General features: G+C 59.4%; 17 protein-coding genes. 10 read left to right on the top strand and 7 right to left on the bottom strand.

From position 1 onward, the window contains the following. Positions 1 to 9: 9 nt before the first annotated feature. Both WCA53_RS29535 and WCA53_RS29530 read left to right on the top strand, forming a co-directional pair. Positions 10 to 1,659, top strand: a complete 1,650-nt coding sequence (locus WCA53_RS29535) for an AMP-binding protein (protein ID WP_423919571.1) — start codon at positions 10 to 12, stop codon at positions 1,657 to 1,659. A 69-nt stretch (positions 1,660 to 1,728) separates the two neighbouring features. Next, positions 1,729 to 3,783: a M3 family metallopeptidase gene (locus tag WCA53_RS29530; protein WP_423919568.1), complete on the top strand. Its 2,055-nt coding sequence runs from the start codon at positions 1,729 to 1,731 to the stop codon at positions 3,781 to 3,783. Between the two features lie 373 nt (positions 3,784 to 4,156). Here the strand turns inward: WCA53_RS29530 and WCA53_RS29525 are convergent, their stop codons facing one another. The 4 genes from WCA53_RS29525 to WCA53_RS29510 all read right to left on the bottom strand — a co-directional run bounded on the left by WCA53_RS29525 (position 4,157) and on the right by WCA53_RS29510 (position 9,263). Continuing rightward, on the bottom strand, positions 4,157 to 5,503 hold the full coding sequence (locus WCA53_RS29525) for an FAD-dependent oxidoreductase (RefSeq protein ID WP_423919565.1): 1,347 nt from the start codon (positions 5,501 to 5,503) through the stop codon (positions 4,157 to 4,159). Between the two features lie 89 nt (positions 5,504 to 5,592). After that, positions 5,593 to 7,161: an acyl CoA:acetate/3-ketoacid CoA transferase gene (locus WCA53_RS29520; RefSeq protein ID WP_423919562.1), complete on the bottom strand. Its 1,569-nt coding sequence runs from the start codon at positions 7,159 to 7,161 to the stop codon at positions 5,593 to 5,595. Then, positions 7,158 to 7,901 (bottom strand): enoyl-CoA hydratase/isomerase family protein, encoded by a 744-nt coding sequence (locus tag WCA53_RS29515; protein ID WP_423919557.1) that lies wholly within the window; start codon positions 7,899 to 7,901, stop codon positions 7,158 to 7,160. Before WCA53_RS29515 ends, WCA53_RS29520 begins: the two co-directional genes overlap by 4 nt. A gap of 18 nt (positions 7,902 to 7,919) precedes the next feature. Next, positions 7,920 to 9,263 (bottom strand): MFS transporter, encoded by a 1,344-nt coding sequence (locus WCA53_RS29510; protein WP_423919552.1) that lies wholly within the window; start codon positions 9,261 to 9,263, stop codon positions 7,920 to 7,922. A 301-nt stretch (positions 9,264 to 9,564) separates the two neighbouring features. Between WCA53_RS29510 and WCA53_RS29505 the strand changes: the two genes are divergently transcribed. Next, entirely contained in the window at positions 9,565 to 10,260 is a 696-nt protein-coding gene (locus WCA53_RS29505; RefSeq protein ID WP_423919549.1) for a GntR family transcriptional regulator, read from the top strand. Positions 10,261 to 10,437: 177 nt separating this feature from the next. Here WCA53_RS29505 and hmpA read toward each other — a convergent pair whose 3' ends face one another. Further along, a complete protein-coding gene (gene hmpA, locus WCA53_RS29500; RefSeq protein ID WP_423919608.1) occupies positions 10,438 to 11,643 on the bottom strand; it encodes an NO-inducible flavohemoprotein in 1,206 nt (401 codons plus the stop codon). 214 nt (positions 11,644 to 11,857) lie between these two features. After that, positions 11,858 to 12,247 carry a hypothetical protein gene (locus tag WCA53_RS29495; RefSeq protein WP_423919546.1) on the bottom strand — a complete coding sequence of 130 codons (390 nt, stop codon included), beginning with the start codon at positions 12,245 to 12,247 and terminating at the stop codon, positions 11,858 to 11,860. Between the two features lie 148 nt (positions 12,248 to 12,395). Here WCA53_RS29495 and WCA53_RS29490 point away from each other — a divergent pair, with 148 nt between their 5' ends. The 7 genes from WCA53_RS29490 to WCA53_RS29460 all read left to right on the top strand — a co-directional run bounded on the left by WCA53_RS29490 (position 12,396) and on the right by WCA53_RS29460 (position 18,404). Next, a complete protein-coding gene (locus WCA53_RS29490) occupies positions 12,396 to 12,581 on the top strand; it encodes a hypothetical protein (RefSeq protein WP_423919543.1) in 186 nt (61 codons plus the stop codon). A gap of 92 nt (positions 12,582 to 12,673) precedes the next feature. Continuing rightward, positions 12,674 to 13,219, top strand: a complete 546-nt coding sequence (locus WCA53_RS29485) for a universal stress protein (protein ID WP_423919605.1) — start codon at positions 12,674 to 12,676, stop codon at positions 13,217 to 13,219. 68 nt (positions 13,220 to 13,287) lie between these two features. After that, positions 13,288 to 14,430: an HPP family protein gene (locus WCA53_RS29480; RefSeq protein WP_423919540.1), complete on the top strand. Its 1,143-nt coding sequence runs from the start codon at positions 13,288 to 13,290 to the stop codon at positions 14,428 to 14,430. A gap of 106 nt (positions 14,431 to 14,536) precedes the next feature. After that, the gene (locus tag WCA53_RS29475) at positions 14,537 to 14,950 is read left to right on the top strand and encodes a MarR family winged helix-turn-helix transcriptional regulator (protein WP_423919535.1); all 414 of its coding nucleotides are present in this window, start codon (positions 14,537 to 14,539) and stop codon (positions 14,948 to 14,950) included. Positions 14,951 to 15,048: 98 nt separating this feature from the next. Further along, positions 15,049 to 16,860: a chloride channel protein gene (locus tag WCA53_RS29470; RefSeq protein WP_423919530.1), complete on the top strand. Its 1,812-nt coding sequence runs from the start codon at positions 15,049 to 15,051 to the stop codon at positions 16,858 to 16,860. 82 nt (positions 16,861 to 16,942) lie between these two features. Beyond that, complete coding sequence (cysM, locus tag WCA53_RS29465; RefSeq protein WP_423919527.1) at positions 16,943 to 17,845, top strand: cysteine synthase CysM; 903 nt, start codon at positions 16,943 to 16,945, stop codon at positions 17,843 to 17,845. 238 nt (positions 17,846 to 18,083) lie between these two features. After that, positions 18,084 to 18,404 (top strand): DUF1840 domain-containing protein, encoded by a 321-nt coding sequence (locus tag WCA53_RS29460; protein WP_423919524.1) that lies wholly within the window; start codon positions 18,084 to 18,086, stop codon positions 18,402 to 18,404. Between the two features lie 293 nt (positions 18,405 to 18,697). Here the strand turns inward: WCA53_RS29460 and WCA53_RS29455 are convergent, their stop codons facing one another. Next, complete coding sequence (locus WCA53_RS29455) at positions 18,698 to 19,270, bottom strand: phasin family protein (protein ID WP_423919521.1); 573 nt, start codon at positions 19,268 to 19,270, stop codon at positions 18,698 to 18,700. Positions 19,271 to 19,538: the final 268 nt, after the last annotated feature.

Raw genomic sequence — 19,538 nt, 5'->3', positions numbered from 1 at the left:
GAGATAACGATGGAATCCTCATCTCATGTTGATACGTTTGCCCGTGACAACTTGCCGCCGCCCGACGAGTGGCCGCAGCTTTTGCTCGACAACCCCGATGTGGCTTATCCGGCGCGCCTGAACTGCGCGGTCGAACTGCTCGACCGGCCGATTGACGAAGAGCCGCAGCGCGGCTTAGGCGAGCGGCCCGCGATCTGGTCGGAAGTCGACGGCACGCCGCATGCGACCACGTACCGTGAACTGCGCATGCGCGTGAATCAGACCGCGCACGTGCTGACCAGCGTAATGAAGCTCGTGCCGGGCAACCGCATCTTGCTGCGCGGCCCGAACTCGCTGCATATGGCGATCGCATGGCTCGCCTCGCTGAAGGCGGGGCTCGTCGTGGTCCCGACCATGCCGCTTCTGCGCGCCAAGGAACTTAAGCAGATCATCGATCGTGCCCAAGTCTCGGCGGCCCTGTGCGACGCACGCCTGGTCGATGAACTCGCGCACTGCAGCGAACGCGGCAACGCGCACTTTTGCGAAAGCCTGCTGCAAACGCGGCTGTTTCATCACGATGCGCCCGATTCTGTCGATACCCTGGCCGCCGCCCAACCAGCCGAATACACCGCAGTCGATACCGCCGCCGATGACGTATGCCTGATCGCATTCACCAGCGGCACGACGGGTTCTCCCAAGGGCTGCATGCATTTTCATCGCGATGTGCTTGCGATGTGCGACGTGTTTCCGCGCCACGTGCTCAAGCCCACCGCCAACGACATATTCTGCGGCACGCCTCCGCTTGCGTTCACATTCGGGCTCGGCGGCCTGCTGTGCTTTCCGTTGCGCGTGGGGGCGTCGACGGTGCTGATCGAGCGCCTCACGCCGGAGACGCTGCTTCAGACCGTCGAACGGTTTCGCGCGACGATCATGTTCACCGCGCCAACGTTCTATCGGCAGATGGCCGGGCTCGCACCGCGCTTTGACCTCTCTAGTCTCGTCAAAACCGTCTCGGCGGGCGAAGCGTTGCCGGATTCCACGCGACAGCTCTGGCGGGAGGCCACGGGCTTGCAGATGATCGACGGGATCGGCAGCACGGAGATGATTCACATCTTCATTTCGAGTGCGGGTAAAGAGACGCGCAACGGTGCGATCGGGTGCGCGGTGCCGGGCTACGTCGTCCAGGCCGTCGACGACGACATGTTGCCAGTCCCGACGGGCGAACTCGGCAAGCTTGCGGTGAAAGGCCCGACGGGTTGCCGCTATCTAAGCGACCCGCGCCAGAGGAAGTTCGTGCGCAACGGCTGGAACCTCCCGGGCGATACTGTTCGAATCGACGCGGACGGCTACGTCTATTATCAGGCGCGCGCCGACGACATGATCGTCTCGGCCGGATACAACATCTCCGGTCCTGAAGTGGAGAGCGTGCTGATGCACCATGACGCTGTGGCGGAATGCGCCGTGGTGGGCGTGGCGCACGAAGAGCGCGGGCAGATTGTGAAGGCGTTCGTGGTGCTCAATGCGGGTTACTCGCCGAGTGAGGGGCTTGTCGTTCAGTTGCAGACGTACGTGAAGGAGCAGATCGCACCGTACAAATATCCACGTGCGATCGAATTTATCGACGCGTTGCCGCGTACTGAAACCGGCAAGCTGAAGCGGTTTGCGTTGCGGACGCTCTGATAAGGGGTTCTATGGCGATGTCATATCATGCTCACTTCTCGATCATCAACACCCAACAGGCGCATCGATATGACCGACAACGGCAACCCGCTGCTACAGGACTGGCAAACACCCTACCAGTTGCCACCCTTCCAGCAGATCAAGCCCGACCATTTCGCGTCCGCCTTCGCGGTGCTCTTCGAACAGCATCTGGCGGAAATCGATGCACTCGCTGACAATCCGGCGGCGCCCACATTCGACAACACCGTGGCCGCGTTCGATGCCGCCGGCGCCATGCTTGATCGTGTGCGGCTGACCTTTGAAAACCTGTGCGCCTCTGAATCACCGGCCGAGTTGCAGGCGGTGGAGCGCGAAATGGCGCCGCTGCTGGCGGCACACGACAGCCACGTGACAATGCACGCCGGTTTCTTTGCCAGGCTCAACGCTGTCCACCAGCAAACTGCCGCGCTGGATCTCAGCGAAGAGCAGCAGCGTTTGCTGCAACGCCTGCATACCGATTTCGTGCGTACAGGCGCCACGCTGCAAGGGGTCGCACGTGAGCGTTTCGCGGACATCGCTACGCGGCTCGCCGACCTGCAAACGCAATTCGCGCAGAACGTACTCGCCGACGAATCCACCTATCAGTTGCCGTTAGTAACGGAAGCGGACCTCGCTGGCTTGCCTGAGTTTTTGCGTCAGGCAGCCCATAGCGCCGCCAGGGAACGCGGCGTGGAGGGCTACGTGATTACGCTCTCGCGTTCGCTGGTGCAGCCTTTCCTTACATGGTCCCCTCGCCGTGATCTGCGGGAAACGGCTTGGCGTGCCTGGACCACGCGTGGAGAAAATCCGGCACGCGATAACCGGCCGCTAGCTCGCGAAATACTGACGCTGCGCCAGGAACAGGCGCGTTTGCTCGGCTACGAAAACTATGCGGACTACGCGCTTGAGGATCGCATGGCCGGTAACGCCTCCGCGGTCCATGAACTGCTCAGTCAGGTGTGGGAGCCGGCGAAGGCCCGCGTTAAAGAGGAGCGGGATGCTTTGGCGGCGCAAGCGGCCACGCTGGGTGAGCGCATCGACATTGAACCGTGGGACTGGTATTACCTGGCTGAGAAGGTACGGGTCGCCCGCTATGCACTCGACGATGCGCAAGTGAAGCCGTACTTCAGCCTGGACGCGATGCTTGCCGCCATGTTCGATTGCGCGGCACGCCTGTTCGGCGTGTCGTTCATCGAGCAAACGAGCGAGCAAACCGGCGTGCCGCTGTATCACCCGGACGTGCGCCTGTGGGAGGTGCGCCGCGGAGATGAACGCGTGGGGATCTTCCTCGGTGACAACTATGCCCGGCCCAATAAACAGGGCGGCGCGTGGATGCACGTTTATCGCAGGCAAACGCGCAATGGCGGCAAGGTGACACCGATCGTGGTGAACAACAACAACTTCGCCCGCTCCGACGATGGTCCAACGCTGCTCAGTTTCTACGACGTGCGCACGCTGTTTCATGAGTTCGGCCACGGCCTGCACGGCTTGCTGTCCGATGTGAACTACGGCCGCCTGTCGGGCACGAGTGTTCCGCGAGACTATGTGGAACTCCCCTCGCAGTTGATGGAAAACTGGGCCACCGTGCCGGAAGTGCTCGCGAAGCACGCGCGCCATGTGACGACTGGCGAACCTATCCCGGCTGCGCTGATCGAGCGCATCAGGGCTTCCCAGACTTTCAACCAGGGGTTCGAGACGGTTGCCTACACGTCGTCAGCGTTGGTCGATATGGCGTTGCATCAGCAGAACGATCCTGCGGGCATCGACATTGCCCGGTTCGAGGCTGCGGAGCGCGAGCGTATCGGTGTGCCGTGCGAGGTGGGCATGCGCCACCGGCTACCCCACTTTGGGCATATCTTCAGCGGCAGCTATTATGCGGCCGGGTATTACGTCTACATGTGGGCCGAGGTTTTGGAAGCCGACGCGTTCGACGCATTCGAAGAAGCCGGCGATGCATTCGATCCCGCGCTAGCGGACAAGCTGCTGCGGTACGTGTATAGCGCAGGTGATAGTCGCGAACAACGCTCGGCGTTCAGGGCTTTTCGTGGGCGCGATCCTCGCGCCGAGCCCATGTTGCGCAAACGGGGATTGCTGCGGGAGGAGTGAAGGCATAGAGAAAATCCGAAAGATTCCTGTAGTCGTCGGTAACGCCGATGCATGAAAGGATGATTTGTCGCTCAAAATGTCGACCATCTAACATCCTTTCCGCTTACTCACTACCAACCACCAGGTTGTTGGGCTGACTACTTTAATCGGTCTGTCGAGCCTATTTTTGCGCCAAAGCAGCTTTTACTTCGTTATCCCTACCGTGCTCCCTCACTCTGATGCGCCATGCAGAAATCGAAGCGAGCGCGAACATCTGCCGCTCTGTTCTATTCCCTGATTGTATAAGGAATACTTACCATTTAACAATCTTGCGAAACCGCCGGCCGATAGCGTGGCTTCCGCGCATAGCGCACCGGCCGCTTCGCCGCACACATCAACTCAGCCTCGCACCGTCGTGATCGAGGAGAAGGCGAACGTCTTCTCCGGCAATGCGCCGCACGTCAATGCGTTCATTGACTGCGAGCGCGGCCGCATGGCCAACCGCATGACCATACGAAAAGCACTGGGCCGTCACGCGCGCGGACGCCACAGCTTCATGCTCCGCAGACAGGCAACGCCCGGCGACCAACAGCGATTCGCCCTGGCTTGGCACGAAGCAACCAAACGGGACTTCGTAATAGTCGTTGAGAAGCCACTCGACGCGAGGCCGGTCTCCAGCATGAAGCTCGATCGGCCAGGGCGAGCGAGCGATGCCGTCGGCAAACTTGGCGCCGGAGAGGATGTCGGCGTTGCGTAAGGTCTTTACGCCGCTCGCCTGACGCGTCTGCCGCACGCCCACCTGTACGGCGGTGTCGTTAATCCAGCTTGCCTCGCAACCGGCCAGATGCTCGCGGAAGAAACGCGCATATTCGCGCGCCTGAATGCGTCCTTCGAATTCCGCCTCCGACAGGTCGCGATACAACACGGGGTTGAGTTCCCGGCCATCGGCACCCGTCACCCGTGTGCAGTTGCAAAGCAATTCGCCCGGCCGCGTGGTCGGAAATAGCCAAATCTTGGCGCGCGGGAGGCGATAGCCATTGGCGTTCGCGGCGACGATCTGCGCCGAAACCTCAGCGGGCATGATCGTATCGTTGCCATAGGCCGCCACAAAGCGCTCGACATCTACCCCCGTCAATCGAAAGATCATCGTCGGATTCTGCACGCGCCCGTGATCGCCCATGGTCGTCGGGAATCCTGCCATCGAGACCAGGTCGGCGTCGCCGGTGGCGTCGATCGTGACGGCAGCATGCACGCGCAGCTTGCCCTCCTTCGTATAGATTTGCGCGCCAGCGACCCGATCGCCGTCAAGCAGGACTTCAGTGACCATCGCGTGGTAGAGCGTCGTCACCCGGGCTTCAGCCAACATAGTGTCTGCCGTTTCGCGCCATGCAAGCGGTTCATGCACACGCGTGTAGGTCTTGCCGTACTTGAGGGGCGCGCCCAGGCCGCCGCGACGTTCCATCTGCGTGATGAACTCATCGACAAAGCCATGCACCAACTGCCGCGGCGGCGCATTGCCGTCGCTCGCTTCGTAAAGCCCGCAGATGGTGCCGGACAGGCCGGCGACTGCGCCGCCGCCACAGAAGCCGTACCTCTCAACCAAGACGACCTTGCAGCCCTGCCGGGCGGCCGTTACAGCGGCTGCCAATCCCGACGCGCCGCCGCCAGCCACGAGCACATCAGTGTGCAATTCCTGCACCGGTCGCCTGTCCACGCCGGGTGCCACATGTACCGTTGTCATTTAGATGTCTCTCACAAAGGGATGCCACGATGGCGCCTTGCTGCTGCCGGACACCGGCCGGACGGCAGCAAGCCGCTTGGCCGGGGTCGTCAGGCCTTGAACAGATCCGGCGCCATGGATTTAAGCGGCTCCGCGATTCGCTTCGGCCGAAACTCCATCTGTTCGAGCACGTCTTTGCGGACATCGACGCCATTGGCAATTTCCGTGAGCACGAGGCCGTCTGGTTCGACCTGGAACACCGCTCGTTCGGTGATGATCTTGGCTGTTTGTCCGCGTTCCCGAACATTCTTCATCACCGGATAAGTGATCTGCTCGGCCTTCGTCACGAACTTCTGCACTCGCCCTTCGTTGGCAATGCTCAGCCCGTTAGAAGAGATATCCGTGACAAGTCCGCCCGTGGTGAAGGTGCCCGTGAAGATAAGGTCGCGTGCGTTGTAGGCGATGTCGATAAACCCACCGGCCCCAGGATTGAACGTCCCGAACCGGCTGACATTCACATTGCCATGCGAATCGAACTGCGCGAAGGCGAGCGCCGCGAATTTGCAATTGCCGCCGTTGATGAAATCGAACTGCGCCAAGCCATCGAGCAACGCCTCCGGATGCAGGTTGGCCGAGAACTGCCAGCCGCTCATGACCAGGCCGCCGAAGGTGCCGTGCTCGGTTGTCATCCAGTAGTCGTCGATCGCATCGCCGTCGAAAATGCCGTCTTCCAACATCGTCAAGGGCGCATCCGATGACGCACCAAAACCGAAAATACTGACCGTTTCTCGCGGCACCTCGCGTGCCGCACGGCGCGCCACGACTTTATCGGGGCCCAGCGGCAACGGCGCCAACCGGCTGAAATCCCGCGATTGACCGCCGAGATAGGCTTGGTCGAAATAGGTATCCGTCACCATCATCTGCTCGGGATCGACGACGACGTGGTCGACCAGCACCCCCGGAATCTTGACCTCCTGGACTGCCCGGGTGCGCCGCCCGGTCACGCTCTTGACTTGCGCGATGACCCGCCCGCCGCACGCCTTGACCGCTAGCGCGATGGCGAGCGCTGACGACATCAACGCCTCGCCCTCGAAAGACAGGTTGCCGAATTCGTCAGCACTACTCGCCCGAATAATGCCCACGTCAAGCTTGCGAGTCGGATAGAACAGGTACTCCTCGCCGTCGAACTCAACCAGGCGAATCAGATTCTCTTCGCTACGTTCGGTCAGCTTGCCACCTTGCTGGCGCGGATCGACGTATGTGCCCAGGCCGATTCGCGTCATGTAGCCGGGACTCTTGCGCGCGACTTCGCGCAACCAGTGCATGCTCGCCCCGATTGGCCAACTGTACGCTTCGATCTGATTTTCCCGGATCAGGCGCATCAATTCCGGGCGGCGACCTGTCCGGGGATCAAGTGGATTGACGTATGAGCCGGAGACGATACGCTTCATGAGGCCCGGCACCGCGACCCAGTCCATCCCCCTGATTCCCATTGAGTCCCCGGTACCGCAGGGGAAGTAGAACGACAGGTTGCCCGGGGAGCCAGTGGCGTCATAGCGCTCCCGCACTGCCTTGAGGATGCTGTCGGGCGTGATCCATCCGATCACACCGACGGAGGCGACGTTGCTACCGTCGGGAATCAATGCAACGGCCTCTCTGGCCGAACATACCTTGCTCATGCTTTCACCCCAAATTTGGCGAGCGTTGCCTTGGCAACCGGATGGCCGCAGTTTTCGGCAAACAGAAGATTGGCTTCCGCATCACGGATTTCACCGTTGACGGCGAAGCTGTCGCGGAAATAGCGCTTGGTCGCCGCGACGGCAGGCGCCGGCATTTCCGCGAGCGTATGCGCAACCGCCATGGCCAGCGAGAGGGCGTCGTCTTCGAGTGCCACGTAGTCCGCAAGCCCCAGGCGACACGCCTCGGAGCCGTCGATTTCCTCGATTCCCCAGGCGAGGCGCCGCGCGGCCGCCGGGGTACAGCGACCGAGCAGGAATTGCAGACCCCATGGCGGAATCCAGCCAATCTGGACTTCCGGCATATGCCACCGGCAGGACTTGCCGGTCACGACAAGATCACACGCGGCGGCCAGGGCAAACCCGCCGCCCAGGCAGAAACCCGATACGGCGCACACGACGGGCTTGCTTAGCATGGGGATGGCACGAGCCAGTGCAGCGGTGAGCGCCTCGTGCTCGCACATTTGCGCCAGATTCATCTGCGCCAGCTCTTTCAGGTCGCTGCCCGCACAAAAGCCAGGCGCGGTTCCGGTCAGCACAATGGCGTGCACGTCTCGATCGGCGTCGAGTGCATGCAGCGCGGTGCGCAGCGACTGCACGAGTTCTGTACCCAACGCATTTCTGCGCTGGGGTCGGTCTATAGTAAGGATAACTACTTTACCTTCGTGCCTGGTGACTAGCATGGATCTCTCCGAAATGAACTATTGAATGGTGGCTGGCTCGCTTGCCGGCATCGCTTCGCTGGTCGAGTTGCTCTGAGGCCCGGTCTGAATGAACCAGGACGCGACGATGCCGAGCACGATGCAACCGGCGAGGAATATCCACCCCTGGGTGTAATCCTTACCGGCGCTGGTCGTCACGATGAGGCTTGCAAAGATCTTGGCGCTAAACGCGGCCACGACGTAGCCGACGCCATTCACGAAACCCATCGCCTTGCCATAAACCTCAGGCGTGAATATTTCGGCAGGTACCGTCAGGAAGGGACCCCAAGCCATATTCGCGAAAAATCCCATGCCGCAAAGGACGACCGCAAGCAATGCGTGATTGCCGGTCTGCATCATGGCGATAGCAAGCACGAAGGGAATCAGGCCGGCGAAGCACGTCGCGATCATGATCCGGCGGTTGCCGCGAAATACTTTGTCGGACAGGTACGACGACACGAAACTGCCGATCGCTCCCGCGAGGAAGTAGAGCGCGCTCCAATAACCCATGGCCTGGAGCTTGAAGCCGAATTTGTCCGCAAGATACAAAGGAATCCAGATGGATGCGCCCCAATACACCACTTGCATGACCACATCGACGAGCACCACTGCTATATAGGCCCGGCTCTTGAAGAGATCGAGGAACGAGAAGTTCTTGACCTTCAGGATCTGACTCTGGACATCCTCGAAATTGTCGCCTTTCAGAATCCCGGCTTCGATCTCCTCCTTGTAGCTGTAGTGAAGCTCCTCACGGGTAATGCCGCGATATTGCTCAGGCCGGTCGAATACGACCAGCACGATCAGCAGCAACGGAAACACACCGAGCGCGCCGGTGATGAAAAACACCGTGCGCCAGCTTCCGGTATGGGCCGCCATCTGGGTCGCAAGAATACTGGCCCACGCCGGCGTAAGAATCCATGCCCACGACAGAAGCGCCTGTGCCTGGGCACGCCCCTCCTTATTGAACCAGCGCATCAGGATCCGGGCCGATGGAACGTACTCCGTACCAATCAACATGCCAAACAGGGCCATTCGGAAGAAGTACTCGTATCGGCTATGGAGAAAGCCCATCCAAAAGGTCATGAATGACCACGAGACCACCGAGAAGATCAGCATTTTCTTGGCGCCGTACTTGTCAGTGAGCACCCCGGAAATATATTGCGACGGTCCGTAGAAGATAAGCATTAGAAAGGTGCCGGTACCAATATCGGCCATGCTCAACCCGAGGTCCCCCGCGATAAGCGGATTGAGCAGGTTGGTCTTCACTCGGTCGAGGAACTGGATGCTGTACGCGACGAACAACGCGATCGCAATAATCCATCGGTAATTGATTTTCATCTTCATTGGCGTCTCCTGTTGAGCCATCGAACCCACCCTCTTCCGGAGTGATGTTTCTGTGATATGTCAGCGATATGTTTGTACAATATTCATCGAGGGCGGAGGTGTCAACTGGTATTTGCTCTCAGGCCGGTCGTAGCGGCGTGCCCGAAAAGGCGCCGTGGCAAAGAAGTGGTGTGGCTATTGGCGCTGCGCCCAGAACGGGCTATAGGGAAGGGAGGCAGACCGGGGTGAGAGGTCAGCCCGTTGGACAAAACTTCCTTACAGGGCTAACATATTAGTAATGTATTCTCTTGATCCCAGCTCCATGCCGAACATTCTCGATGCCGAAGAAACTGGCACGCTCGCCGAGCAAGCCCATCAAAAACTGGAAGAATTGATCGTCACGCTTGAGCTGGCGCCTGGCAGCGTGTGGTCAGAGGTATCGCTCGCGGAGCGGGTCTCGATCGGCAGAACGCCGGTGCGGGAAGCCGCACAAAGGCTTGCGGCGGCGCACCTCGTGGAGATCGTGCCGCGCCACGGGATCATGATCACCAAACCGAATATTCACGAACAGCTACTTGTGCTTGAGACGCGCCGCGAACTGGAACGGCTCATCGCCCAGCGTGCGGCCCGTCGCGCCCTCCCAAACGAACGGGACCAGATGCGGGCCGCCGCGGCCATGCTTGAAACTGCGGGCGAACGCGGCGACGTTCGGGCCTATCTGCGAAGCTTGTATGTCGCCAACCAGCTAATGGCGCAACTGGCGCGCAACACGTTCGCCGCTGAAGCGATTGCCCCCCTGCACGCGCTATCTCGCCGGTTCTACTTCATGCAGCACCATCAACTCAATGACTTGAAAACGGCAAGCCAATTGCACGCTGAAGTCACGAATGCCATAGCGTCCGGTGACGAGCGCGGGGCAGGACTCGCGGTCGATTCCATGATGGACTATGTCGATTCATTTACGAGAGCATGCCTAACGCGGGACTTCGAACCCCATCGGGACACCGCGCAAGCGTAGTGTGAGCCCAGCCGCACCTGCGAAACGTGACTTGGCTAGCCAAAATCAGGTGACAAATTACGCATCGCGGGGAACGCTGCGGCATTGTCACCCTCGTCACCCATGTCAGGCCATTGTCTCGATATACGCGTTCGCGAGAACGCCGCGAGTTTCAGCGTTCTCGAAGTGTCCAGCGACTCAGTCGAGCATGCCCGAGCCAAACACCTCCGTATGAATGCGCGACGCATCGACCCCGAGATGCTCGAGCGCTTGCTTCTGCACAAGCATGAAAGGCATCGGCCCGCATACGTAGAAGTCCGCGGTCGCGACAAGTTCATCGTCGACCAGCAAGGACAGGTCGACCCTCCCTGCGGCGTCGTAGTCGACGCCGCGAACATCGCCTTCGCTAAGCGCTTCGTAGTAGATATGCTTCGATAAATTTCCGTGCACGGCGCCGCATTGATTGACCCAATCCTTGAACGCATGGACGCTACCGTCGCGGCACCCGTGTGCGAAGACGATCCGGCGCGCTTTCTGGTCCTGAGTGAGCGAGGCGAGCATCGAGATCATCGGCGTGATCCCCACCCCCCCGCTGACCAGTACGACAGGTGTATGTTTGTCCGTGTTGAGCGTAAAGACCCCCGCCGGTGCGGTGACCTCGACTGAATCGCCAACGCCGACACCATCATGCAGTACGTTAGAGATGACGCCGGGCGACGCGCCGGCGTTGCCGCGCTCGCGCTTCACAGAAATGCGCAGATGGTCGCCGCGCGGCGCATCCGACATGCTGTATTGGCGCGGTTGATCGTAGCCAAGCGCATCGATGTAACGCTTGACGCTTACATACTGACCCGGCTTGAAGTCGCCAAGCGGCTTGCCGTCGACCGGCTTCAGGTAGAACGAGGTGATCTCGCCGCTCTCGTGAACCTTGCGAACGACCGTGAAACGACGAAACCCCTTCCAGTCGGCGCCGTCGTACAGTTTCTTCTCAGCGCCGATCATCAGGCTCGCCAATTGTGTATAGGCGGCTGTCCAGGCATCGACAGTCTCGGTATCCACCGCGTCGCCGAGCACTTCGACAATCGATGCCAGCAGATGCTCGCCAACGATGTCATATTGAGCCGGCTCAATGTTCAGGCTGACATGCTTGTTCGCGATGTGTGCGACGGCAGGGCCGAGTGCGCCGAGCTCGTCGATGTGGGTGGCGTAGGCCCATAAGGCGCGCGCCAACGTCTCGGCCTGATTACCGCTTTTTTGATGCGTTTGATTGAAGACATTTTTCAATTCAGGATGATGCTTAAACATCCGCTGATAAAAATGTCTTGTGATCGTTGCGCCATGCTCAGCAAGAACCGGAGCCGTGGATTTGACCTTCTGTATCTGCGCCGGAGTGAGTTGCATCAGGAATCCTCTCGTTTAAAGATTCATTTATCGTACATTATTGATTCTCAAACGCCGGTGGGCGATTTGTCGCAGTGGAGTGCTTTGGACGACGACTCGTCGCACGAAGATAGTCTCTTCAAACTTGTTAAGGACCCCAATGCGCCTCACTGACCTTTTCGACCCGATCTTGCGATTATTTTGGAGCGCCCTCGCCTGCGAGATGCACACAGAGCACCTATTTTCCAGAACCCGTCGCGCGTACACAGGTCAGCACCAGCGTGCTGCCGGCCCCAGCCTCGGGGCTGAGCATGGCGGTATGGAACTCGGTTTCGCCGCAACGCCACTCCGCGACAAAGTCCTTTGGGCAACCCGGTGCGGGGTCTCGGATCGTTCTCCTGTCGACGCGATACTCGCACGTGTCTCGACCGTCGCACTGTGTCTCGAGATCGGGGGTGGCGTTGCCGCGCTGCGCTCCGCAGTTCTGCCCGTAGGTACCGGACACCGCCTTGATCGCGGTCGCCTGCGCGCTTGAGCTCGCCACCCAGGCTGCGATTCCGAAGATCATCCCGATGTGGCGAATTTGGGCCACCCGTTTGCGAGCCGGACAAGAGATAGTTTTGTTCACAGACCCCTCCCAAATCAACGCTGCAATTCCCGCCTTTGTTATATCACAACATGATGTATAATTTGATCGTGCATCTGTTTTGCCGTGTCCCCTTGTTTCGGGTTGCCACTAGCCACTAGAACGAGATCACATGGCGGGAGGAAGAGTCATGATCATCGCCGGAAATTTTCAAAATGCGTTCTTTGTAGCCATCTTTGCGCTACTCGGAGTCGTTTTGATCGGGAGCCTGCTTACAGCGCTCCATCTGAATCGATGGCATCCAAATTTGATCAGCGCGGTGATTGGCGCCTTGTTGGGTGTCGCGCTAATCGAAGCAGTTCCGCTCCTCACGTAGCTTTAGACCCTCTACGTCTGTAGCGGCGCACAAGCCCGTGTCGCTGGGTTTGCGTTTCGGCACGTGAAGTATTGCCCACCTGGGAGTCGCTGATGTCTTCATTTGACCGGATCCTGCTTTGTTATGACGCTACACCGGAGGGACAAGCCGCCTTGCGGTGCGGTGCGATGCTCGCGAAGGAACTCCGAGCCGACACGCACCTGGTCGCGATTTTCAATTGCGCGCACTGGACACGCGGATTCGACGTGTTGTCGTCGGTCGTTTTCGACGTCGATGAGACGGCCGCGCGAGCCGTTCTTCAAAAGGGAATCGAGAGACTTCGGGAGTGGGACATTCCCGCGACCGAGCATCTAGTGACGGGAAACCCCGCCGACGAAATCCCCCGCCTTGCAAATAGCCTGAAGGTAAATTTAATCGTTATCGGTCACCATCACGAAAATTTCTTGTCCCGTTGGTGGGGTGGCGAGAATCAGGGCCGCCTGCTTGAACACGTATCGTGCGATGTTCTGTTCAAAAGTGCCGATTCCGAACGACATAACGAAATACTTCCTCCACGGACCTCTGAGGTAACCAGCGAATCGACCCGGACGATGCCTTTAACTATGTCACAATCGGACGTTTTTTTACACTACGGTTGACGGGAGACGCTGCCTGAGCGGGCGACGTTCCATGCAACGTCGCCCCGCTCAGGATATCTTCCGAACTTATGGTCCGATCGGCTCTCGCGCGCTGGTTCCTCAGCTTCTCCCCTACCCCGATCACGCTGGGTTGGCCCGAACGATTCAGGTCCTGTCTCGGTGCGTTGTTAGGCATATCCGTCACCGCGGGCGTGATGCATCTTTTCGTGGGCGACACCGCGCTCATCCCGCTGCTGGTCGCGCCGATGGGCGCCTCCGCAGTGTTGTTGTTCGCGGTGCCCGCTAGCCCGCTCGCCCAGCCCTGGTCGATCATCGGCGGCAATAGTATTTCCGCGGTCATCGGCGTGGCCTGTGCCACCTGGATCACGAACCCGATCCATGCCGCGGCGGTTGCGGTGGCACTGTCGATTGGTGCGATGTTCGTGTTCAGATGCATGCATCCTCCCTCGGGTGCAGTCGCGCTCACCGCCGTGCTCGGTGGGCCGGCCGTGCATGCGCTCGGTTTTGAGTTTGTCTTCGCGCCAATAGCGGCGCAGTCGTTTGCGCTGTTGGGGGTTGCGATCGTATTTCACGCGTCGACCGGGCATCGCTATCCTCATGCCACGCGCTCAGCCAGGGACAAAGGCGTCGGTTCGCCATCGGCCAGCCCCGGATTCACGCGGGAAGACCTCCAGGCGGTACTCGGTCGTCGAAACGAATTGCTGGACATCGACCCTGCGGATCTCGAATCGCTGCTCCTGGAAATACAACTGCAATCGTATGTACGCGGCTTCAGCGGACTGAGTTGCGCGGACATCATGTCCAGCTCCGTCGTTTCGATCACATCCGGCACGACGGTTGCAATAGCGGCCGCCGTACTTCAACGTCACGGTGTCAAGGCCCTTCCTGTCGTCGACGAACGCGCGTTCGTAATCGGTATCGTCACCCGGGCCGACATCGCGAGAAACATGAAGGCCGGAAGCTTTCGGATGCTGGCGGCGTTCATTGATCGATGGTTTGCCGGCCCCGGACGTTCAGCGCTGACGGTCGCATCCATCATGACGACCGACGTGTCCACGGCCAGCGTCACGACTTCGATCGCCAAGCTCGTGCCGCTATTCGCCGCTTATGGCCATCGCCATATTCCGGTGCTCGATGCGCAGAAGAAACTCGCTGGCATGATCACGCAGGCAGACCTCATACGCGGCCTCTACAGACAAACACACGCCTAGCCTTAAATGCACAGTGGGAGCGCCTCGTCCAGGGGCCGTCATCCAAGCGCATTTATATCACTCTATGATATAGTTTCTACTTAGGGTGTTGACTGGACTATGACCCATGAAGGAAGCTTTTCGCGCACTGAACAAAGAGAACTTCGAACAGCTGTCTGAGTTTCGTTATCAGATGAGGCGGTTCGAGCGGTTCTCCGAGCAAGCTACTCAGGACGAAGGCATTACTCCGCTGCAGTATTTGTTGTTGCTGCATATCAAGGGCTATCCCGACCGGGATTGGGCAACGATTGGCGAACTGGCTGAACGGCTTCAGGCGCAGCACCACGGGGTGGTTGCGCTCGTGTCGCGATGCGAGGCGCTGGATCTGGTCAGGAGAAAGTCAAGCGTTGTTGATCGCCGCCAGGTTGAGGTTCATTTGCTCAACACCGGCGAGAAAATCCTCGCGCGGCTCGCCGAATTGCATCAAGCGGAACTGAAGTCGCTTTCGGGTAGCTTCCGCGTTCCGCAGGTCGATTTTTAGGTTCGCATGCGGACACTGCCGACCTTCGGTGGCATTTCAGCAAGGTCACACCGTTTCGTCAGTCGACGCAAACAAATCCGAATACATGGGGAGTTAACGTGCACGAAAAGGCTTCAAGGGGTGATTTTGCAGAAAATGCCCACCTGTTACGCATCACCGCTATTGCGGTAGTAGTCGGCGGGTTGAGCACGGTCACCGCCTATGTCCTGCTCCACCTGATCAACTTTTTTACTAACCTTTTCTTCTTCCAGTCGCTGTCGTTCGCCAGTCGCTCGCCCGCGGAAAATACCCTGGGTCTCTGGGTTGTCGCGATCCCCGTGATCGGCGGCCTGGTGATCGGCCTGATCGCTCGCTATGGCAGCGAGGCCATTCGTGGACACGGCATTCCGGAAGCAATCGAAGCAATCCTGTTCGGCAAGAGCAAGATGTCGCCGAAGGTGGCGGTGCTCAAGCCCCTGTCTTCCGCAATAGCGATCGGCAGCGGCGGCCCGTTCGGTGCGGAAGGGCCAATCATCATGACGGGCGGCGCACTGGGCTCACTGCTCGCACAATATTTCCACCTGACCGGCGGTGAACGCAAGACGCTGCTCGTCGCCGGCGCGGTAGCCGGGATGACGGCGGTCTTCGGTACGCCGGTAGCGGCGGCCCTGCTCGCGGTCGAACTGCTGCTGTTCGAACTGCGCCCGCGTAGCTTGCTGCCCGTTGCTGTCGCGTGCGCGGTGGCCGGTTTCACCCGCCCTCTCCTGATCGGCAGCGGCGCCCTCTTCCCGATGCAAACCCTCGCACTGGGTCCGCTCGGCCTCATTTCCTGCGTGTTTGCGGGCCTGGTGGCCGGCGCGATGTCCTGGGGCCTGTCGACGTCGCTGTACAAGGTCGAGGACCTCTTCGGCAAGCTGCCGATTCACTGGATGTGGTGGCCGGCGCTCGGCGGCATTGCCGTGGGCATTGGCGGATATTTCCAGCCACGCGCGCTTGGCGTGGGTTATGACGTTATCGGCGACTTGCTGCATAACCATCTTGCGATAAGTGTCGTGGTTGCCTTGATACTGGTGAAAGCAATCATCTGGGTCGTCGCGCTTGGCTCGGGGACATCGGGAGGCGTACTCGCTCCGCTGCTGATGATGGGTGCGGCCATGGGAACGATCGTCGCACCGTATATGCCCGGCGGGGAGCCGGCCGTCTGGCCGCTGATATTCATGGCGGCGACGCTAGGCGGAATGATGCGCGCACCGATCATGGCGACCGTGTTCGCGTTCGAGCTCACGCATGACGCCAATGTACTGTTGCCTCTGCTCATGGCTTCGGCTGTCGCATACGGATTCACCGTACTGATGATGCGCCGCTCCATCCTTACCGAGAAGATCGCGCGCCGCGGTTACCACATCTACCGGGAGTACGGCATTGATCCTCTCGAACGCCATTTCGTCGAAGAGGTCATGACGCAGAAGGTCGAGACAATCGATGCGGGTGCGCCCGTCGCTGAGGTGCTGACGAAATACTTCGGTGAGAAGCAAATACATCGTGCGTTTCCGGTGACGCGAGACGGCGCCCTCGTCGGAATGATCGAGCGTGAGGGTTTGGTCGCGCGAAGTGGCAAGCCAGCCGTCCACGTAATGAACGACCTGTTCGGCGCCAACACGCCGATCATCGCGTTGCCCGGGGAAACCTGCCGAGTCGTGTCCAACCGGCTAGCGGTGCATGGGCTCGAGCGGTTACCCGTGGTGTCCGATGTGGAGTCGCGTCGTGTGGTGGGCTTGATAAGCCGTAGCGACCTGGTGAAGCCGTCGCTCGCCTTCTTCGAGGAAGAGGAGCGACGCGAGATGTTCCGGGTTTCTCCCCTGCAGCACCTGAAGAATCGCTTCGCACCGGTGAACCCGCATAAAGACGGCACCACCCCGAAGCGCCCGTGAGCCTTCTGGCAGGTGGCTCGCTCCGCCGAGCCGAGCCGCCGGACGCCCGGCGGCTCATCGCGACGATCAAACGAAAAGCGTTATGCCTTACAAGACTATTGAAGACACCATCGGCAACACGCCGCTGGTCCAGCTCCAGCGCATAGCGGATGACGACATCCGCGCGCGGGGCAACGTAATTCTCGGCAAGCTTGAGGGACACAACCCCGCGGGCTCGGTAAAGGATCGCCCCGCACTGTCGATCATCAAGCATGCAGAAGCACGCGGGCAGATCAAGCCGGGCGACACATTGATCGAATCCACGAGCGGCAATACGGGAATCGCGCTCGCCATGGTGGCGGCGATTCGAGGCTACAAAATGGTCCTGGTCACACCGGAAGATATTTCGGTGGAACGTCGCCAAAGCATGGCGGCGTTCGGCGCGCGAATAATCCTGACGCCGGCAACCGGCGGTATGGAATACGCCCGTGATCTGGCCGAACAAATGCAGCGGGACGGCGAGGGCGTGATCCTCGACCAGTTCGCCAATCCCGACAATCCATTGGCTCACTATGAGACCACCGGCCCCGAGATCTGGCGTGACACGGAGGGACGCATCACCCATTTTGTCTCCGCGATGGGCACCACCGGCACGATCATGGGTGTATCGCGTTTTCTCAAGGAACAACCGGCGAGCGTGGAAATTGTCGGGGTGCAACCCGAGGATGGCTCGCGCATTCCGGGTATCCGGAGGTGGCCGGAATCCCATACGCCGAGGATTTTCGACCGAACTCGCATAGACCGGGTCGAGCCCGTGAGTCAGGCGGCTGCGGAAGCGATGGTACGGCGTCTGGCTGCCGAAGAAGGGATCTTTTGCGGCGTTTCAGCAGCGGGTGCGTGCGAAGTGGCTTTACGGATTGCGCGTCAGGTTGAGAATGCGACGATCGTGTTCATCGTGTGCGATCGCGGGGACCGGTATCTGTCGACCGGACTATTTCCCGCCTAGGGACGGAGGTTATCGGCGAGGATTCCTTCGGTGCTGTCTAGGCAACGCTGCGTTTTTGCCTGGTCAATATCTCTCGGCTTGATGCATCCATATATCACAATATGATATAGTATTGGTAAATCGGCATGTTCTTGTCCGATTCGGTCGAGGGGCCAGAAGAGTCCGATACGAACACGTATATCAATCGACGCTGGCTTGTTTCACACCAATGGTTTCACCTAACAGGAGGTGACCTGCCATGTTGATCACATTCAAATCGCGAGCATCGCCTGATGTCTTGATGCTCGCCGACCTCGCAAACTATCTTCTCGGTATCGTTGGCAAGCATCTGAGTCCTCGTGGCGTTATCACGCGCGATGAGTTACCCGATGTCATCGATCGTCTGGAAGATGCCATCGCAGAAGATCAGAAAACATCGGATGAACACGATGAAATGCACTACGGAACGGCGATGGGCGTACGCGAGCGCAGTGCAGGATTGGCACAGCGCGCGTATCCTTTTTTGGACATGCTTCGCGAAGCTCAAAAGCAAGACGTTGACATTATTTGGGGCCTATAGCGACGCGCTTGCTGAGCCGATTTAATCTGAAATCTCAGCATTCCGTAGTAACGAAAAGGCAACGCTACTTGCAGTTACGGCGTGCCGTCTTGGTCAACCGCAGTCGGCAAATTGAATCAGCGCTTTTTGCTGCGCCCAATTCAGGCTGCAGCAACATTAAAGGCCCGAGACGATTCGGCATTTGATCCGATCGGAAGTCTGCAGAGGGTGGCGGCCGTCAAGCCCGTTTTTCGAGCGCCGGGACGAATGCCCCGGCGGTCAGTGCAGAAAGGCCCGGCCCGGGCGTTCCCTTGTCAGGAAGCGGCCTTCGAGGCGCGCGACGCCTGTGCGGTGACGTCCTTGGCAGCCTTCGACGCAGCCGTCGTCGCAGCATCGAAATTGCTTTCGGCAATTTCCACGGCCTGCTTCGATGCCTTGTTAACGGTGTCGTAGGTCGTATTGGCGGCGGTAATAGAAGACTTCAGCAGGGCCACCACGGCTTCCGAACCGGCCGGCGCGTTCTTCGTAATATTCTCGATGAAGCTCTGCGCGCTACGGTTGTATTCGGCAAATTGCGCTTCGGCGACTTTCACGAATTCCGCGTGTGTATCCGTCAAGATTTCATATACATGACGGCTGTATGCCTGGGCCTTTTCGGCGGCCGGCTGCGTCAGGGCCTGTTGAAGCTTGAGCAGGTCCTGCGGGTCTTTGCCGGACAGCGTCGTCTGTGCGGTCTCTTGCGTTTCAGCGAATATCGACTTGGCAGCCTGCAAGTTCAGCGTCGTCAGCTTTTCGACACCGTCAAACAGTTTATTAGTCAGACTAAAGAATGTATCGAAATGCGTTTTTTGTGTTGCAGCGAATTGTTCCGGAGAAAACTGGGTCATCTCTAAGCTCCTGGGTGGCGGACATGGAGGCTGCTTCGAAACATGATGCGAAGATTGTGCAACGCAACATGCAGCCCATTCTTAATGTCGCGAGCGAGAATGTCAAATGACTTATTCGTGATAGCAAAGAGGGGTGCCGGTTCGACTAGCGCCGACCGAGGCTGCCGCCTTGGCGGCCGGGCCTCCGTCGGTTCGTCCTCGTGGACGTCAATGCGTCAGACGGTTAGTTGCATATTTTCGGGCAACGCATCACTTCAACCCGAGTCGA

Origin of the sequence: Caballeronia sp. (assembly GCF_049581465.1) — a bacterium.
In the GTDB taxonomy this organism is placed as follows: Bacteria; Pseudomonadota; Gammaproteobacteria; order Burkholderiales; family Burkholderiaceae; genus Caballeronia.
This window is presented reverse-complemented; position numbering and strand designations above follow the sequence as displayed.

Excerpts from the sequence above, each read along its gene's own strand:
- WCA53_RS29535 (WP_423919571.1), top strand. The coding sequence starts at position 10 with ATGGAATCCTCATCTCATGTTGATACGTTTGCCCGTGACAACTTGCCG.
- WCA53_RS29530 (WP_423919568.1), top strand. The coding sequence starts at position 1,729 with ATGACCGACAACGGCAACCCGCTGCTACAGGACTGGCAAACACCCTAC.
- WCA53_RS29525 (WP_423919565.1), bottom strand. The coding sequence starts at position 5,503 with ATGACAACGGTACATGTGGCACCCGGCGTGGACAGGCGACCGGTGCAG.
- WCA53_RS29520 (WP_423919562.1), bottom strand. The coding sequence starts at position 7,161 with ATGAGCAAGGTATGTTCGGCCAGAGAGGCCGTTGCATTGATTCCCGAC.
- WCA53_RS29515 (WP_423919557.1), bottom strand. The coding sequence starts at position 7,901 with ATGCTAGTCACCAGGCACGAAGGTAAAGTAGTTATCCTTACTATAGAC.
- WCA53_RS29510 (WP_423919552.1), bottom strand. The coding sequence starts at position 9,263 with ATGAAGATGAAAATCAATTACCGATGGATTATTGCGATCGCGTTGTTC.
- WCA53_RS29505 (WP_423919549.1), top strand. The coding sequence starts at position 9,565 with ATGCCGAACATTCTCGATGCCGAAGAAACTGGCACGCTCGCCGAGCAA.
- WCA53_RS29490 (WP_423919543.1), top strand. The coding sequence starts at position 12,396 with ATGATCATCGCCGGAAATTTTCAAAATGCGTTCTTTGTAGCCATCTTT.
- WCA53_RS29485 (WP_423919605.1), top strand. The coding sequence starts at position 12,674 with ATGTCTTCATTTGACCGGATCCTGCTTTGTTATGACGCTACACCGGAG.
- WCA53_RS29480 (WP_423919540.1), top strand. The coding sequence starts at position 13,288 with ATGGTCCGATCGGCTCTCGCGCGCTGGTTCCTCAGCTTCTCCCCTACC.
- WCA53_RS29475 (WP_423919535.1), top strand. The coding sequence starts at position 14,537 with ATGAAGGAAGCTTTTCGCGCACTGAACAAAGAGAACTTCGAACAGCTG.
- cysM (WP_423919527.1), top strand. The coding sequence starts at position 16,943 with ATGCCTTACAAGACTATTGAAGACACCATCGGCAACACGCCGCTGGTC.
- WCA53_RS29460 (WP_423919524.1), top strand. The coding sequence starts at position 18,084 with ATGTTGATCACATTCAAATCGCGAGCATCGCCTGATGTCTTGATGCTC.
- WCA53_RS29455 (WP_423919521.1), bottom strand. The coding sequence starts at position 19,270 with ATGACCCAGTTTTCTCCGGAACAATTCGCTGCAACACAAAAAACGCAT.